This is a genomic window from Christensenella timonensis (genome assembly GCF_900087015.1).
Taxonomy (GTDB): domain Bacteria; phylum Bacillota; class Clostridia; order Christensenellales; family Christensenellaceae; genus Christensenella; species Christensenella timonensis.
Genome location: NZ_FLKP01000002.1, coordinates 1,657,706 through 1,674,354, shown reverse-complemented (window position 1 = coordinate 1,674,354; position 16,649 = coordinate 1,657,706). Strand labels below are relative to the sequence as shown.

Annotated in this window: 16 protein-coding genes; 15 read left to right on the top strand and 1 reads right to left on the bottom strand. The window is 50.4% G+C overall.

Translation table 11 applies throughout. The features are described 5' to 3' along the window. Positions 1-11 precede the first annotated feature (11 nt). The 12 genes from BN6471_RS09410 to BN6471_RS09355 all read left to right on the top strand — a co-directional run bounded on the left by BN6471_RS09410 (position 12) and on the right by BN6471_RS09355 (position 12,637). Positions 12-383 (top strand): OadG family protein, encoded by a 372-nt coding sequence (locus BN6471_RS09410; protein ID WP_082903423.1) that lies wholly within the window; start codon positions 12-14, stop codon positions 381-383. A gap of 28 nt (positions 384-411) precedes the next feature. Next, positions 412-825: a biotin/lipoyl-containing protein gene (locus BN6471_RS09405; protein ID WP_066648143.1), complete on the top strand. Its 414-nt coding sequence runs from the start codon at positions 412-414 to the stop codon at positions 823-825. Between the two features lie 59 nt (positions 826-884). After that, positions 885-2,033, top strand: a complete 1,149-nt coding sequence (locus tag BN6471_RS09400; protein ID WP_066648142.1) for a sodium ion-translocating decarboxylase subunit beta — start codon at positions 885-887, stop codon at positions 2,031-2,033. A gap of 21 nt (positions 2,034-2,054) precedes the next feature. After that, entirely contained in the window at positions 2,055-3,452 is a 1,398-nt protein-coding gene (locus BN6471_RS09395) for an oxaloacetate decarboxylase subunit alpha (protein ID WP_066648140.1), read from the top strand. Positions 3,453-3,546: 94 nt separating this feature from the next. Then, positions 3,547-4,365: a 5'/3'-nucleotidase SurE gene (surE, locus tag BN6471_RS09390; protein WP_147554011.1), complete on the top strand. Its 819-nt coding sequence runs from the start codon at positions 3,547-3,549 to the stop codon at positions 4,363-4,365. Positions 4,366-4,415: 50 nt separating this feature from the next. Continuing rightward, positions 4,416-5,309: a MurR/RpiR family transcriptional regulator gene (locus BN6471_RS09385; protein ID WP_066648134.1), complete on the top strand. Its 894-nt coding sequence runs from the start codon at positions 4,416-4,418 to the stop codon at positions 5,307-5,309. Beyond that, positions 5,299-6,531 (top strand): BaiN/RdsA family NAD(P)/FAD-dependent oxidoreductase, encoded by a 1,233-nt coding sequence (locus BN6471_RS09380; protein ID WP_066648132.1) that lies wholly within the window; start codon positions 5,299-5,301, stop codon positions 6,529-6,531. The genes BN6471_RS09385 and BN6471_RS09380 overlap by 11 nt, the downstream gene beginning before the upstream one ends. A 118-nt stretch (positions 6,532-6,649) precedes the next feature. Further along, positions 6,650-8,191, top strand: coding sequence for a ribonuclease Y (gene rny / locus BN6471_RS09375; RefSeq protein ID WP_066648129.1), 1,542 nt, complete (start codon positions 6,650-6,652; stop codon positions 8,189-8,191). A gap of 107 nt (positions 8,192-8,298) precedes the next feature. Continuing rightward, positions 8,299-9,729, top strand: a complete 1,431-nt coding sequence (gene purB, locus BN6471_RS09370) for an adenylosuccinate lyase (protein ID WP_066650028.1) — start codon at positions 8,299-8,301, stop codon at positions 9,727-9,729. A 76-nt stretch (positions 9,730-9,805) separates the two neighbouring features. Further along, the gene (gene rbr / locus BN6471_RS09365; protein WP_066648126.1) at positions 9,806-10,351 is read left to right on the top strand and encodes a rubrerythrin; all 546 of its coding nucleotides are present in this window, start codon (positions 9,806-9,808) and stop codon (positions 10,349-10,351) included. A gap of 78 nt (positions 10,352-10,429) precedes the next feature. Then, the gene (locus BN6471_RS09360) at positions 10,430-11,362 is read left to right on the top strand and encodes a glycosyltransferase family 2 protein (RefSeq protein WP_082903422.1); all 933 of its coding nucleotides are present in this window, start codon (positions 10,430-10,432) and stop codon (positions 11,360-11,362) included. A 27-nt stretch (positions 11,363-11,389) separates the two neighbouring features. Next, on the top strand, positions 11,390-12,637 hold the full coding sequence (locus BN6471_RS09355) for a competence/damage-inducible protein A (RefSeq protein WP_066648124.1): 1,248 nt from the start codon (positions 11,390-11,392) through the stop codon (positions 12,635-12,637). Here the strand turns inward: BN6471_RS09355 and BN6471_RS09350 are convergent. Continuing rightward, positions 12,631-13,524 carry a DMT family transporter gene (locus BN6471_RS09350; protein WP_066648122.1) on the bottom strand — a complete coding sequence of 298 codons (894 nt, stop codon included), beginning with the start codon at positions 13,522-13,524 and terminating at the stop codon, positions 12,631-12,633. The two genes, BN6471_RS09355 and BN6471_RS09350, sit on opposite strands and share 7 nt — an antisense overlap. A gap of 93 nt (positions 13,525-13,617) precedes the next feature. Here BN6471_RS09350 and BN6471_RS09345 point away from each other — a divergent pair, with 93 nt between their 5' ends. The 3 genes from BN6471_RS09345 (at position 13,618) to BN6471_RS09335 (ending at position 16,607) form a co-directional block, all read left to right on the top strand. Then, positions 13,618-14,334 (top strand): NAD-dependent protein deacylase, encoded by a 717-nt coding sequence (locus tag BN6471_RS09345; RefSeq protein ID WP_066650025.1) that lies wholly within the window; start codon positions 13,618-13,620, stop codon positions 14,332-14,334. 133 nt (positions 14,335-14,467) lie between these two features. Beyond that, on the top strand, positions 14,468-15,433 hold the full coding sequence (locus BN6471_RS09340) for an L-lactate dehydrogenase (protein ID WP_066648112.1): 966 nt from the start codon (positions 14,468-14,470) through the stop codon (positions 15,431-15,433). A 1-nt stretch (position 15,434) separates the two neighbouring features. Beyond that, positions 15,435-16,607 (top strand): NAD(P)-dependent malic enzyme, encoded by a 1,173-nt coding sequence (locus BN6471_RS09335; RefSeq protein ID WP_066648110.1) that lies wholly within the window; start codon positions 15,435-15,437, stop codon positions 16,605-16,607. Positions 16,608-16,649 lie beyond the last annotated feature (42 nt).

Sequence of the window (16,649 nt, the reverse complement as noted above, 5' to 3'; positions counted from 1 at the left end):
GGTGATGGAGAATGGGTAACAATATGACGCTTGGGCAAGATATGGCTATGGGCGGGCAGACGATTGCCCTCGGCTTGCTGGTCGTTTTTGCTTGCCTGGCACTGATCATCGTGATCATGGTGGTGATGTCGGCGATCCTCAGGGAACGTAAAAAAGAGACGGCAGAACTGCCCAAACAGGTAAAACCGATGCCGCCGGTTCCCACGGTAGCCGTGCAGGACGATGAGCTTCTGGCAGTCCTTACGGCAGCAGTAGCGGCCGCAATGGAAAGCGAGATGCCTGGGTCGGCTTCTACGCCCTTTGTGATCCGTTCCTATAAAAGGGTGAACGGAAGATCGGCATGGGGAAGGGCAGGAAAAGAGTCCCAACTTTCAAACTGGTAAATAAAGATTTTTTCGGAGGTAAACTGATATGCGTAGATTTTTGATAAATGTAAACGGAAATTCCTATAATGTGGAAGTGGAAGAGTTAGGCGCTGCGGCACCTACGGCTACTCCTGCCGCACCTGTACAACAGGCAGCACCGGCGATCGCGCCTACACCTGCGGCCGCCCCGCAGCAGGCAAAACCCGCGGCGGCGCCTGCGCCAGCTCCTGCAGCTGCACCGGCGGACGGAGTTAGCATTTCAGCGCCCATGCCGGGGACGATCCTTGACATCAACGTTACGGTCGGCCAGAGCGTGGCGGAGGGCGATATCCTGATGATATTGGAAGCCATGAAGATGGAGAATGAGATTATGGCTCCCAGTGCGGGTACCGTAAAATCTGTTGCTGTTGCAAAGGGAGCCAGCGTGGAGACAGGAGACCTTCTTGTTGTCATCGGCTAAACGATCCGTACATCGAAAAAGGAGGTTGATTTGTTTTGAGTAGCTTTGGCGATACTCTTATGAAATTTGTGCAATCGACCGGATTTTTTAATGCTACCGACTGGCAGCAGTGGGTAATGATAGGTATAGCGTGTTTGCTGATCTATCTGGCGATCGTAAAAAAATTCGAGCCGTTGCTATTGCTTCCCATCGCATTTGGTATGTTGCTTACCAATTTGCCGATGGCGGGTATGTACCATGCGGAATTATTTGCGGGCGGACATGTGGACTGGGGAAACTTCTCCGGCACGGCCGGCTTGCTCGATTATCTTTACCTGGGCGTTAAACTGGGGATATACCCGCCGCTCATATTCCTGGGCGTCGGCGCGATGACGGACTTTGGCCCGCTGATCGCAAACCCGAAGAGCCTGTTTATGGGCGCGGCGGCGCAGCTTGGTATCTTCCTTGCCTTTATCCTTGCGCTTTTGTTTGGGTTTGACCCCAATGTTGCGGCGTCGATCGGTATCATCGGCGGTGCGGACGGGCCGACGGCGATCTATGTTACCTCGCAGTTGGCGCCTACTTTCCTAGGGCCGATCGCAGTTGCGGCGTATACGTATATGGCGCTTGTACCGGTCATACAACCGCCATTCATGAAGCTGTTTACGACCAAACAGGAACGAGCGATCAAGATGGAGCAGCTGCGGCATGTTTCCAAACGCGAGAAGATTATTTTCCCGATCGCAGTAACGATTTTTGTCTCACTGATCGTACCGGCGGCGGCGCCGCTGGTGGGCATGCTGATGCTCGGGAACCTGATGCGTGAGTCCGGCGTTGTGGACAGGCTGTCCAACACGGCGCAAAACGAACTGATGAATATCGTAACGATATTCCTTGGCGTATCCGTCGGTGCCACGACGATGGGCTCGACTTTCTTAAAGCCGGATACGCTGCTCATCATCGGGCTGGGCGTCATCGCCTTTATCTTTGGTACGATCGGCGGCGTGCTGCTCGGAAAGCTGATGTGCAAGCTTTCGCATGGAAAGATCAATCCGCTTATTGGCTCGGCGGGCGTTTCCGCGGTACCGATGGCTGCACGCGTATCCCAAAAGGTGGGACAGGCGGAGAACCCCAGCAATTTCCTGTTGATGCATGCAATGGGGCCTAACGTTGCGGGCGTAATCGGCAGCGCGGTGGCGGCAGGTGTCCTTTTATCCCTGTTCGCTTAGTAAGAGGAGGAAATATAAATTATGGCAAAAGTAAATATTATGGATACCATCATGAGGGACGCGCACCAGTCGCAGGCTGCTACGCGTATGACGACGGAGGAAATGCTTCCGATCGCTCCCTTGATGGACAGTATCGGGTATTGGTCGATCGAATGTTGGGGCGGGGCGACTTTTGACGCCTGCCTGCGCTTTTTGAACGAAGACCCGTGGGAAAGGCTGCGTAAGTTGAGAAAGGCAATGCCCAACACCAAATTGCAAATGCTCCTGCGCGGGCAGAACCTGCTGGGGTATAAGCATTATGCGGACGACGTGGTAGATTTCTTCGTGAAAAAGGCATGCGAGAACGGGATCGATGTGATCCGTATTTTTGACGCGCTCAACGATACGAGGAACCTGCGCCAGTCCATCGAGAGCACGAACCGCTACGGCGGATGGCCGGAGGTCGCGCTTTCCTACACCACAAGCCCGGTGCATACGTTCGATTATTTCGTTGAGTTGGCACAGGAACTGGAAGGGATGGGTGCGAAATCCATTTGCATCAAGGATATGGCAAACCTGTTGCTGCCGTACGAGGCTTATAACCTCGTTGCAGTGCTCAAAAAGCATATCAAAGTACCGATCCACCTGCATACGCATAATACGAGCGGTGTGGGCGATATGACGTATTTGAAAGCGATCGAAGCGGGGGTGGATATCGTTGACACGGCATTGTCTCCGCTTGGTAACGGGACGTCACAGCCCGCGACAGAGTCACTTGTTGCCACGCTGGCAGGAACGGAATATGATACCGGCCTCGATTTAGGAAAGCTGACAGAGGCGGCAAAATATTTTGCAAAGGTCGCGGACAGGCTCAAAGCCGACGGTTTCCTTGATCCTAAGGTGCTGGGGATAGACATCAATACGCTGCTTTACCAGGTTCCGGGCGGTATGCTTTCCAACCTGATCAGCCAGCTTAAGCAGTCGGGCGCGGAAGACAAGCTTCTCGAAGTGCTTGAAGAAGTACCGCGCGTGCGTGAAGACTTTGGGTATCCGCCGCTTGTTACGCCCTCCAGCCAGATCGTCGGTACACAGGCTGTGCTCAACGTACTTGCAGGCGAGCGCTATAAAATGGTGACCAAAGAATCCAAGGCGATGCTGCGTGGCGAATATGGAAGGCTGCCCGCACCTGTCAATGAGGAAGTACGCAAAAAGTGCATTGGCGATGACGAAGTCATCACCGTGCGCCCGGCAGACCTGCTGCCGCCTGAAATGGATAAGTACAGGGAAGAAGTCAAGGGATGGATGGAACAGGAAGAGGACATCGTGACCTATGCGATGTTCCCGCAGGTTGCGCCTAAGTTCTTTGAATTCAGGCGTGCCAACCAATACAAGCTGGATTCCAATATGCTGGATAAGGAAAATATGATCCATCCGGTATGACGATACGTGTGAACGAAAAAAGCAGGGAAGCAATCCCTGCTTTTTTACTGGTTTTTTATTGCGGCATATGATACGCTTTAGCCAATGAATAGTTTTGGAAAGGACAAAATTTGAAACCATGAGAATATTGATTACCAACGATGATGGCGTTTATGCGCCGGGGATTATTGCGCTCGCAAATGCGTTTTCGGAAAAGCACGCGGTCACGGTCGTGGCGCCGGATCAGGAACGCAGCGCCTGCAGCAGGTCCATGACGATCGACAAGCCGCTGAATATGAAACGGGTGGAGATATCGGAATATCGGAATTGTGAAGTGTACCGCACGACGGGGACGCCGACGGATTGTGTGAAACTGGGTACCTATGAGATTATGAAACACGACGTAGACCTGGTTTTATCAGGGATCAACCTGGGAAGCAATTTGGGGACGGACATTGCCTATTCCGGGACGGTCAATGCGGCGATGGAAGGCTGTATGCTTGGATACCCGTCTATCGCCTTATCGCAAAAGCTGACAGGCGCAAGCCCCGACACGCATGAGCTATACCGGAAAACAGCATCGTGCGCGCTGGAAATGATTGAGCAGCTTGAGCTCGGCATACTGCGCGATTATATTTATAATATCAATTTTCCTGCATGCATCGAAGAGAAAATTGCAGGAATCAAGCCTTGTCCGCACGGCCTATGCAACTATGGGGACGACTATGAGAAGCGTACGGATCCATTTGGGCGCACGTACTACTGGCCATCAGGGAGAATGATGGAATGTGCATATAACACAGAAAACGAGACAGATATCTATTGGATCGAAAAGGGATTCATAACGGTAACGCCACTCACGTGGAATATGACTGCATGTGATCGGATCGGCGATACAAAATGCAGGATGGATAAATTAAAATTGCATATTTGACTTTGCTTTGATACAATAAAGCTATCAACTTATCCTTGACGGAGGCAGTTATGAACAATAACGTGATGGATCGTATCAACCACAGCTATGCAAAGATGTCCAAAGGACAGAAGCTGATAGCGGATTATATACTGAAAGAATATGATAAAGCGGCCTTTATGACAGCAGCCACTTTGAGCAGCCTTGTCGGAGTGAGTGAATCCACGGTAGTCCGCTTTGCCTATGCGCTTGGGTATGATGGTTATCCCAAACTGCAAAAGGATTTGCAGGAGGTCATCCAGACGAAGCTGACGACGGCGCAGCGCCTCAACCTGATGGAAGGGCTGACCTCGGAAGAGGTCATCAACGCGTCGTTTAAGACGGATATCAACAACCTGCGGGTAACGAGGGAACACATTGATACCAAAAATATCGAGCAGATCGTGGACAGCATCGACAAGGCGCGTAAAATATATATTCTTGGTACGCGCTCCAGCGGCCCATTGGCGGAATTTTTGCACTACTACATGAATTACATGAACGAAAACATTAAGCTGATCCGCTTTGACGGCAGCGATATCTTCAACCAGATATTGAGTGCGGACGAACACGATGTAGCGATCGCTATCAGCTTTCCGCGCTATTCCATGCGCACCATCGAGGGAATGACGTATTTGAAAAACAGCGGCTGTAAAGTCATCGCGATCACGGACAACGAAGCGGCGCCGCCTGCGCAGATCGCCGATTATACGCTGACCGCAAAAAGCTATATGAATTCGTTCGTCGATTCGTTTGTGGCGCCGTTGGCGGTGATCAACCTGCTTATCATCATGCTTGGACTGCGCAAAAAGGATATCCTGTTTGCGAATTTCAACAGGCTGGAGGAACTGTGGCAGCTAAACGACGTTTATGCTACAAAGGAATTGGACGCACAGATCGTGGATGAAGATATCTATGGAGAATAATGTAATTGTCATCGGCGGCGGGGCTGCAGGAATGATGGCGGCTTATGCGGCTGCCCGGCGCGGCCTGCAAGTCACCCTGGCCGAGAAAAACGAAAAAGTAGGAAAAAAGCTGTTCATCACAGGAAAAGGCCGCTGTAATATCACGAACGACTGTGATACCAGCGATTTTTTTATGAATGTCTCCAGAAACAGCAAATTCCTGATGAGCGCCGTCTACGCTTTTCCCAATACAGCGCTCATTGATTTACTGGAAGAAAACGGGCTGCGTACAAAGGTGGAACGCGGGGGGCGCGTATTTCCTACGAGCGACCGCGCAAACGATGTGATCCGTACATTGGAAAAAATGCTGCGCGACGCTGGCGTAAAGCGCGCCTTACATGCCGACGTGGAAAAGATAAGCAAGCCTGAGGACGTATTTTATGTTTACCTGAAAAATGGGGATATGATGCAGGCAAACGCGCTTATTTTGGCAACGGGGGGCAAGTCGTACCCGCTTACAGGGTCGACGGGCGACGGGTACCGTTTCGCACAAGCCTTCGGACACAATGTTGTAAAACCTGTACCCGCCCTGGTGCCGCTGGAAGACGCGCATGGCATCTGCCCCAAAATGCAGGGACTGGCATTGAAAAATATTGGTTTCACCCTGTTCCAAAACGGTAAGCAGGTTTATGGTGAGCAAGGGGAGCTGTTGTTTACCCATTTCGGCATTTCCGGCCCGGTCGTGCTTTCTGCCAGCAATTATATCGACCACAAAAAACAGCCGCTGGATATCAGGGCGGAGATCGACTTTAAGCCGGCCTTGTCCGCAGAAAAGCTGGATGCCAGGCTGGTGCGTGAATTTGAGGCCAACCAGAACAAGCAATTAAAAAATGTGATGGCCAACCTGCTGCCGCAAAAGATGATCTATCCTTTTTTGCGGGAAGGAAAGCTGGACGAAAATAAGGCAACCAACAGCATTACAAAAGAAGAACGCATCCGGCTTGGCCGGAGCCTGAAACATTTTTCGATCCGTATTGCAGATACGCGCCCGATTGAGGAAGCGATCGTGACGGCGGGCGGCGTGGATACTAAGGAGATCAATCCATCTACCATGGAGAGCAAAATCGTCCATAATTTGTATTTTGCGGGCGAAATCATCGATGTTCACGCGCTTACGGGCGGCTTTAATCTTCAAATCGCGTTTTCGACAGGATTCCTTGCGGGCAGCAGCGTATTTGATTGACATTCCCTGTAAATAAAGATACAATAGTAATAGGTAAATCGTGTGTTTTTGCATGTTACCAAAACGAAAAAACAAATGAATTGGAAGAAAATTGAAGAACAGGAGGTGAATTTGCTAAGTGGAATGGCTTATTCCTATCCTCGTAGGCGTAGGCGGACTGGTTATCGGACTTATTATTGGTTATCTATATAGACGTAATATTGCCGAATCAAAAATCGGCCGCGCTGAGGATTCCGTTAAGAAGCTGATCGACGAAGCGCAAAAGCGCGCGGAGGTCATCAGGAAAGAAACGGTTCTCGAGGCTCAGGAAGAAGTTCACAAACTGCGTAGCGAATTTGACAAGGAATCAAGAGAAAGACGTAACGAAATTACAAAGATTGAAAAAAGACTGGTACAAAGAGAAGAATCGCTCGATAAGAAGTTAGAAAGCATCGAGCAAAAAGAAGAACAAATCAGTAAAAAGAGTAAGGAAATCACAAAGGCCAAAGATGATTTGGCCGCGGTGCATGCTCAACAACTGGAGCAATTGGAGCACATCTCCGGCATGACGACTGACGAAGCCAAGGGGTTGCTGCTTGAAAAGGTTGAAAACGAGGCGCGGCACGATATGGCCGTAATGCTGCGTGACATTGAGCAAAAGGCGAAGGATGAAGCCGATAAAAAGGCAAGGAACATCCTTTCGCTGGCAATACAGAAATGTGCTGCCGACCATGTTGCGGAAAGCACGGTTTCCGTAGTGAACCTGCCCAACGATGAAATGAAGGGCAGGATCATCGGACGCGAAGGACGCAACATCCGTACGCTGGAGACAGCGACGGGGATCGATTTGATCATTGACGATACGCCTGAGGCGGTCATCCTTTCCGGTTTTGACCCGGTGAGGCGTGAAGTTGCCAGGATGGCGCTTGAAAAGCTGATCGTTGACGGTAGAATCCATCCGGCGCGCATTGAAGAAATGGTTCATAAAGCGCAAAAAGAAGTGGAAGCGCAGATCAAGGAAGCCGGCGAACAGGCGGTTTTCGATGTGGGCATTCATTCATTGCATCCGGAACTGGTAAGGCTTTTAGGACGTCTGAAATACCGCACCAGCTACGGGCAAAATGTATTAAAACATTCGATCGAGGTAGCTCATTTGGCTTCTCTTATGGCTGCAGAGATCGGCGCAAACGCCAAGTTTGCAAAGCGTGCAGGACTGCTGCATGATATCGGCAAGGCTGTCGATCATGAAGTGGAAGGGCCGCATATCCAGATTGGCGCGGATCTTGCGAAGAAATATAAAGAAAATGCAGATATCATCAATGCGATCGCTGCACATCATGGCGATGTGGAGCCCAAAACGGTGGAAGCCGTTCTGGTGCAGGCTGCTGACGCGATTTCTGCTGCAAGGCCGGGTGCAAGAAGGGAATCTTTGGAAAATTACATCAAACGTCTTGAAAATCTCGAAGAGATTGCAAATTCATTCGCGGGCGTCGATAAGTCCTTTGCGATCCAGGCTGGCAGGGAAATCAGAATTATTGTCAAGCCTGATGTGATCGACGACGCTGGAACTACTTTAATAGCGAGAGATATCGTGAAGAAGATCGAATCTGAACTTGATTACCCGGGGCAGATCAAAGTTAATGTCATCAGGGAAACAAGGACAACAGATTACGCAAAGTAACAAATCACGAGGGAGCAGAAAACCTGCTCCCTTTTTCTTTCTTGAAAACAAGCGGGAAAAGCTATAAAATAAAGTGTATTCTATTTTTTATGAAAGGCAGTAAAAATATGAGGGACGTATACGAAAATCCATTGATCACCAGATATGCCAGCAGGGAAATGTCGCATGTCTTTTCGGATGATACAAAATTCAAAACGTGGCGCAGGCTGTGGATCGCGCTTGCGGAGGCGGAGAGCGAAATGGGCCTGCCGATCTCCAAGGAACAAATAGATGAATTGAAAGCGCATGCGGAGGACATCAATTATGATGTAGCGGAAGCGCGCGAAAAGGAAGTACGCCACGACGTGATGTCCCATGTTTACGCGTATGGCGTGCAATGTCCGCAGGCCAAGGGGATCATTCACCTAGGCGCTACCAGCTGCTACGTGGGGGACAACACGGATATCATTGTGATGGATCAGGCGATCCGGCTCATTGAGCTTAAGCTTGTGAACGTGATTGCACGGCTGAAAGAATTCGCACTGGAATATAAAGCGATGCCTACGCTCGGTTTTACACATTACCAGCCGGCGCAGCTGACGACGGTCGGCAAGCGCGCGACGCTGTGGATGCAGGATCTGCTCATGGATTATGAACAGCTTCAGTTTGTCAAATCCCAGGTCAAGCTGCGCGGCGTGAAAGGGACGACGGGCACGCAGGCCAGCTTTCTTACCTTGTTTGAGGGAGACGCCGGCAAAGTAAAAGAGCTGGAGCAGAAGGTCGCTGAAAAGATTGGCTACGATAAAGTCTTTGCCGTCACCGGACAGACGTACCCGCGCAAGTTTGACAGCGTGGTCGTTGACCTGTTATCCAGCATTGCGCAAAGCGCCTATAAGTTTGCCAACGACCTGCGTTTGCTTCAAAACTTAAAGGAAGTGGAAGAACCGTTTGGCAAAAAACAGATCGGCTCGTCCGCGATGGCCTACAAACGCAACCCCATGCGCTCTGAACGTATTTGCTCATTGGCGAGATACATTATAAGCCTTGCTTCCAGCCCGGCTATAACGGCTTCTACGCAATGGTTCGAGCGTACGCTCGATGACAGCGCGAACAAGCGGCTGGTGATCCCGCAAGGGTTCCTGGCGCTCGATGCGGTGCTCAATATTTACCTGAACGTCACGAGCGGTATGGTGGTGTATCCCAAAGTGATCGAAAAACGCATCAATGAAGAGCTTCCCTTCATGGCGACGGAAACGATTTTGATGGATGCGGTAAAGCGCGGGGGAGACAGGCAGGAGCTGCACGAGAAGATACGCGAATATTCCATGATGGCGGGGCGGCGCGTCAAGGAAGAGGGCAAAAGCAACAACCTGATCGCATTGATTAAGGGGGACAGTGCTTTCCGCATGAGCGCAGAAGAAATTGACTCGATCATGGATCCGAAAAACTTTATCGGACTGGCCGACCGCCAGGTGGATGATTTTGTCCGCACGGAGATCGATCCGGTTTTGGCGAAGTTTGCCGGAAAGCTTGAGATGCACGGTGAAATCAACGTATAAAATTGTTTATTTTACCGCTGTTTGTTTATATTATTAAAGATCCTGGTACGGATTGAATTCTAAGGAGGTATATGGTATGAAAGATTTGAAGGGTACGAAAACTGAACAGTGTTTACAGGATGCTTTTGCGGGGGAATCCATGGCGCACATGAAGTATCTGTATTATTCGTCGCAGGCGAAGAAAGACGGGTATGTGCAGATTTCCAATATTTTTGCGGAGACTTCGGCAAATGAGAAAGAACATGCGAAATTATGGTTCAAATGGCTTCATCCTGACAACAAGATCCCGGACACGATGACCAACTTAAAGGATGCGGCGGCAGGCGAGCATTACGAAACGACGGAGATGTATCCTTCCTTCGCGGAGATCGCGGAAGAAGAAGGCTTCACCGATATCGCACGTGAGTTCCGCGGCGCTGGTAAAGTTGAAAGCGAGCATGAGGCGAGATATAAAAAACTGTTGTCAAACATCGAGGAAGGCATCGTATTTGAACGGGATACGGAAGTGCTCTGGCAGTGCTATAATTGCGGCCATATCCAGAAATCCAAGGCTGCGCCGGAGAAGTGTCCGGTTTGCCAGCATCCGAGGGCATATTTCCAGTTGAAAGAAGACAATTATTGATCCGCTATCAAATAAAAAGAGCTTCGGCTCTTTTTTTTTACTGCCAATCGTGCTAAATTAAAGGAGAAATCATGGAACATGAAGGGAAACGATATGGTAGATATCCTGCTTGCGACCTATAATGGCGAAAAATACTTGAGGGAACAGATCGATTCCATCTTCCGCCAGGATCATCAGGAGTTTCGCGTGATTGCACGGGATGACGGGTCTTCCGACAGGACAGTGAAGATATTGGAGGGATATGAGACTGCGCATCCGGGGCGGTTTATCATTTTGCGGGATGGCGGGCCTACAGGCAGCGCAAAGGAAAACTTCTTTTGCCTTTTGCGGCATGCGGAAGCGGAGCATGTCATGTTCTGCGACCAGGACGATATCTGGCTGCCGGACAAACTGAGCCTTACGTTGCTGACGCTTCGAGGGGCACAGGCCGATTTGGGCAACGGCCCTATGTTACTTCATTCCGACCTGACGGTAGTCGACGATGAAGACCGCGTCCTGCATCCTTCGCTGTTTGCGTTGCAGAAGCTCGACCCGCAGAGGCTTTTCCTGCACCAGCTGCTGCCGCAAAACAATATTACGGGCTGTACCATGCTTTTTAACCGGGCGCTTGCGGACTTGATCCGTCCCAGCGCAGACGCGCTCATGCATGACTGGTGGATCGGCATTGCGGCTGCGGCGTTCGGACATATCATCGTAGCGCCAAACCGTATCCATTACCGCCAGCACATGGCAAACGAGGTGGGCGCCAAGGATGTCAAGAGCGCCTCTTATTTCAAACAGAAATTATCCAACACCGGCGGGATCAGGCAGTCTATTCGGGACACGTACAGGCAGGCACAGGCGTTTTTGGAAACATATGAGGATCTGTTAAGCGACGAGCAAAAAGAGCTGATACGGGTGTTTGTGAGCCTCCAGGGCTATGGAAAATGCGGACGGGCGCGCCTGCTGAAAAAATATAAGTTGTATAAAAGTGGTTTTTACCGTAAAATCGGCCAAATCATTTATGGATAAAATTTTTAAACAAAGGATGGTCAAAATATGAAAGCGGAAATTTTATGTGTTGGTACGGAGCTGCTGCTGGGGGATATCGTCAATACCAATGCGGCCTATATCGCGAAGGAACTTGCCAATATTGGCATCGATGTGTATTACCAGAGCGTTGTGGGAGACAATAACGACCGGCTGAAAAGCAGTTTGAACCTAGCCTTTTCCCGTGCGGATATCGTCATCCTGACAGGGGGCCTGGGGCCGACGTACGACGACCTGACAAAGGAAACGGTGGCGGAATATTTCCACAAGGAGATGCAAATGGATGAGGATTCGCTCAAGGGCATCGAATGTTTTTTTAAGAAGCTGGATCGCCCAATGACGGAAAACAACAAAAAACAGGCGATGATGCCTGCCGGAGCGACGATTTTCCCCAATGCGCATGGAACGGCGCCCGGCCTGGCGGTCAGTGAAAATGGAAAGACGGCGATCCTGCTTCCTGGCCCGCCTTCGGAAATGAAACCGATGTTTGGTGAAAGCGTTATACCGTACCTGATGGGATTTTCCAATAAGGTACTGGTGTCACATAACCTGCGGCTGTTCGGTATAGGCGAATCGCAGGTAGAGGATACCCTTTACGGGCTGATGAAAAACAGCACCAATCCAACGATCGCGCCGTATGCAAAGACAGGGGAAGTCACGCTGCGCGTCACAGCGTCTGGGGACACATATGAAGAATGCGAAACATTGATTGTCCCGGTGATCAAACAGATTAAAGACGCATTGGGGCAGTATATCTATGGCATAGACGTAGCGAACCTGCAGACAGCGGTTGTACAAGCGCTCAAGGAAAAGAACCTGACGGTGGCGACTGCGGAGAGCTGTACAGGCGGGCTGGTCTCGCAGCGTATCACGCAGGTCCCGGGGGCAAGCGAAGTGTTTGGATGCGGCGTGTGTTCTTACTCCAACGCGATCAAGCAAGCTGTGTTGCATGTTTCCGGTGATACCCTAGAAAAGTATGGCGCGGTGTCCAGGCAAACGGCAGCGGAAATGGCGCAGGGGGTACGCAGGATATCCGGCGCTGATATCGGTGTTTCCACTACTGGAATTGCAGGGCCGGGCGGCGGAAGCAAAGAAAAACCGGTGGGCCTTGTTTACATTGCGATCGACAGCGAAAAGGTCAGCAAAGTGATCAAATTGAACTTACAGCGCGGCAGGGTGGACGACAGGGAGAATATCCGCCATATGAGCGCGCAGCACGTATTTCAGATGATATTGGACGCACTGAAAAGTTATTGAGGAAAAAAACGGTCTTGGCGGAAGTTGATCTCCAGGATGAAAATGGAGACCATGATGACCGCGCCGCCCACGACCAGAGACCAGCTTAGGGCCTCGTAACCTAAGATGACGGAGAAGATGCTGGCAAACATGCTTTCCAGCGACAGGATCAGTGCGGAACGGGCAGGGGGAATATATTTTTGTGCAGTGCATTCCAGCCAATACGGAATGGCAGTGCAAATGACCCCAAGGTAAACCGTGATCCAAATACAAAGGGAAAAGTTGCGGATATCGCCGACAGGAGTACGTTCAAACAGCAGGAAGTACGCAAGCGCGAGCAGGCCTGTCACGGTGATTTGGACGAAAGAAAAAGAAGATGCCTCTGAATCTTTGGCGGCAAAGCCGATATAGGCAATCTGGCAGGCAAAAGAAACGGAGCACAGCAAGGAAAGGATATCGCCGAGGCTGAATGTGATCTGTGTATTGAATGCATTTGTCAGGATGGAAATCCCCAAAAAGCCGATAGCTACGGAAAGAAAGGTCTTGTGCGGCGGCTTTTTTTTCAGCAGGAACCAGCTGATGAAGGGGACAAAGACGACGTTCAACGTGGTCAGGAAAGCGTTGCTTGAGACAAGGGTATATTGCATGCCGATGGTTTGCAGCAGGAAGCCGGCCCCCATAAAAAGGCCGGCGATGATACCGTGCCTGAGCTGTAATTTTGTCAGCGAACGGATATGTTTGAAAGATGTGATGAGGATCAGGAGCGCGGCAAACAGCATACGGAACACCAGGATCATGGCAGATGTCATACCGCTTTGCTGGAGGTATTTGGTGGCGATAAAGCCTGTGCCCCAAAATACGGCGACGATAAACAGCATGATATCAAATTTTGCAGTGGTATGCCGCATGGCGTTTCTTCCTCCCGTAAAGATCGCAAGCAGTACCTATGGTAACACATATAAGCACTAGGAAGCAATTGGTTTTGAAGGGAGAGCATGAAAATGGAATATGCAGAACGGCTCCAGCAAATGATCGATGAAAGCGAGAATATCGTTTTTTTCGGCGGCGCGGGTGTGTCGACGGAGAGTGGTATCCCGGATTTCCGCAGCGTGGATGGATTATACCATACGCAGTACCGTTTCCCGCCGGAGACGATTTTAAGCCATGATTTTTTCCTTTCGCATACACAGGAGTTCTTTGCCTTTTACAAGGCAAAAATGCTGCAGCTTGGCGCGCGTCCGAATATGGCGCACAAAAAACTGGCGGAGCTCGAAAAAGAAGGGAAGTTAAAAGCAGTGGTCACCCAGAATATAGACGGCCTCCATCAGGCGGCAGGATCGAAAAATGTGCTGGAATTACATGGCTCGGTACATCGCAATACATGCATGGATTGCGGGAAACGCTATACGGCCGAGGATATCCTGCGTAGCGGGGAAGTCCCGTACTGCACATGCGGAGGAATCATTAAGCCGGATGTCGTATTGTACGGAGAGATGCTTTCCGATGATGTTATGAACCGTTCTGTGAAAGCGATCGCTGCAGCCGATATGTTGATCGTGGGCGGTACGTCGCTTGTCGTATATCCTGCTGCGGGGCTGATCGAGTACTACGGCGGCAATAAGCTTGTATTGATCAACAAGGCTCCTACCGGGCGTGACGGTCGTGCGGATCTGTTGATCCCGGGAAAGATCGGCGAAGTATTATCAAAAATAAAATAAATTTGAAATTTGTCAAAAATGGTTATATACTATATATGTGGGAGTTTTCGATATTTACCATGTATGCGAAAAAGCGGGAGCTGGATTTCCGTCTTTTTTACAATATTTTATTATTTTTAAGAAGGTATAAAACATGAGAACAAAAGCGAAAGACAAAATTGTGGTAATCGGTTCCGGTAATGTAGGCGTTACCATTGCTTACACGCTCATGCTCAAAAGATTGAGCTCGGACATCGTATTGATCGACGTCGACGAGGGCAGGGCCGAAGGCAATGTTCTTGATATGAACCATGGCATTGCGTTTTTTCGTCAGCTGTCCATCAAGCGCGGAACCTATGAGGATTGCAAGGATGCTTCCATCGTTATCGTAACGGCGGGGATCGCCCGCAAGCCGGGGCAGACGAGGCTGGAGCTGGCGCAGACCAACGTCAAGATCATGTACGATATCGCGAAGCAGATCACGCAGTACAACAAGGATATGATCATTTTAGTCGTTTCAAACCCTGTGGACGTGCTTACCTATGTAGCGCGGAAAGCTTCCGGACTGCCGGCCGCGCAGGTCATTGGTTCGGGCACGATGCTCGATACGTCCCGCTTCCGCTATTTGCTCAGTAAACATTTTGATACGGATATCCGTGATATCAACGCTTATATCCTGGGGGAACACGGCGACACGCAAGTACCGATCTGGTCCAGCATCACGATCGCGGGCGAGCGTATTGACGAATATTGCAAGGACTTCAATAAGGTTCTCGACCGTCAGGCGATCTTTGAAAAGACGAGGGATGCAGGCGCGGAGGTCATCAGCCTGAAGGGCGCGACTTTTTACGGCGTATCGATGTCCGTTGCGCGTGTCGTGGCCTCGATTTTGGAGGACGAACACACGGTACTGCCCGTTTCTCATGTTTTGGATGAAGATTACCACGGTATCAGCGATGTCGCGATCAGCTTGCCGTGCATCGTGACGTATGAAGGGGTAAAGCAGGTGATCGACCTGCACATTACGCCTGAAGAAATGGAAGAACTGCGGCATTCCGCAAAGACAATGAAATCATTTTTAGATAAATCTATCGAGATTCTTGAAGAGGAGGCAAAATAAAATGGATATCAAGGAAAAAGCTTTAAAGGCCCACGCCGAATGGAAAGGGAAGATCGAAGTAATCAGCAGGGCGCCGCTCAAGGACAAAGAAGACCTGTCAATCGCTTATACGCCGGGCGTAGCGGAACCGTGCCTGAAGATTTCAGAAGATGTTGATCTTTCGTACGAGTATACGCGCCGCCATAACCTTGTTGCCGTTGTAACGGACGGTACTGCGGTACTTGGCCTGGGCGATATTGGCCCGGAAGCGGGCATGCCCGTTATGGAAGGCAAGTGCGTACTGTTTAAAACATTCGGCGATGTAGACGCTTTTCCGCTATGCATCCGCAGCAAGGAAGTGGATGATATCGTAAATACGGTCGCTTTGCTCGCAGGCAGCTTTGGTGGGATCAACCTCGAAGATATCAGCGCGCCGCGTTGCTTTGAGATCGAACGCAGGTTGAAGGAAATCTGCGACATCCCGATTTTTCACGATGACCAGCATGGTACGGCAGTCGTAACGCTTGCGGCACTTATTAATGCGCTTAAAATTGTTGGAAAAGATATCCATGATATCAGCGTGGTAACTTCCGGTGCAGGTGCCGCCGGTATCGCGATCATTAAGTTGCTGATGGCGATGGGCCTGAAGGACGTCGTTATGTGCGACCGCCAGGGCGCGATCTATAAGGGCAGGGACAGCCTCAACGAAGAGAAAAAGGAAATGGCCGAGATTTCCAACCTGATGATGAAAAAGGGAAGCCTTGAAGAAGTGCTGAAAGGCGCGGATGTCTTTATCGGCGTTTCCGCTCCGGGTACTGTGACAGAAGAAATGGTGAAATCCATGGCAGACCAGCCGATCCTGTTTCCGATGGCGAATCCGACGCCGGAGATCATGCCTGATCTCGCGAAAAAAGCCGGCGCAGCGATCATTGGGACGGGCAGGAGCGATTTCCCGAACCAGATCAACAACGTGTTGGCCTTCCCCGGCATCTTTAGGGGGGCGCTCGACGTCCGTGCAAGCGATATCAACGACGATATGAAGATCGCCGCATCTTACGCGATCGCGGATCTGATTACTGAAGACGAGCTTGATCCGGATTATATCATACCGTCGCCATTCGATACACGCGTGGCCCCCGCTGTTTCAAAAGCCGTTGCACAGGCTGCGAGAAAATCTGGCGTAAGCCGTGTTTGAGCATAATAGGATGTTTAAAAAACCGCTTTATTAAGCGGTTTT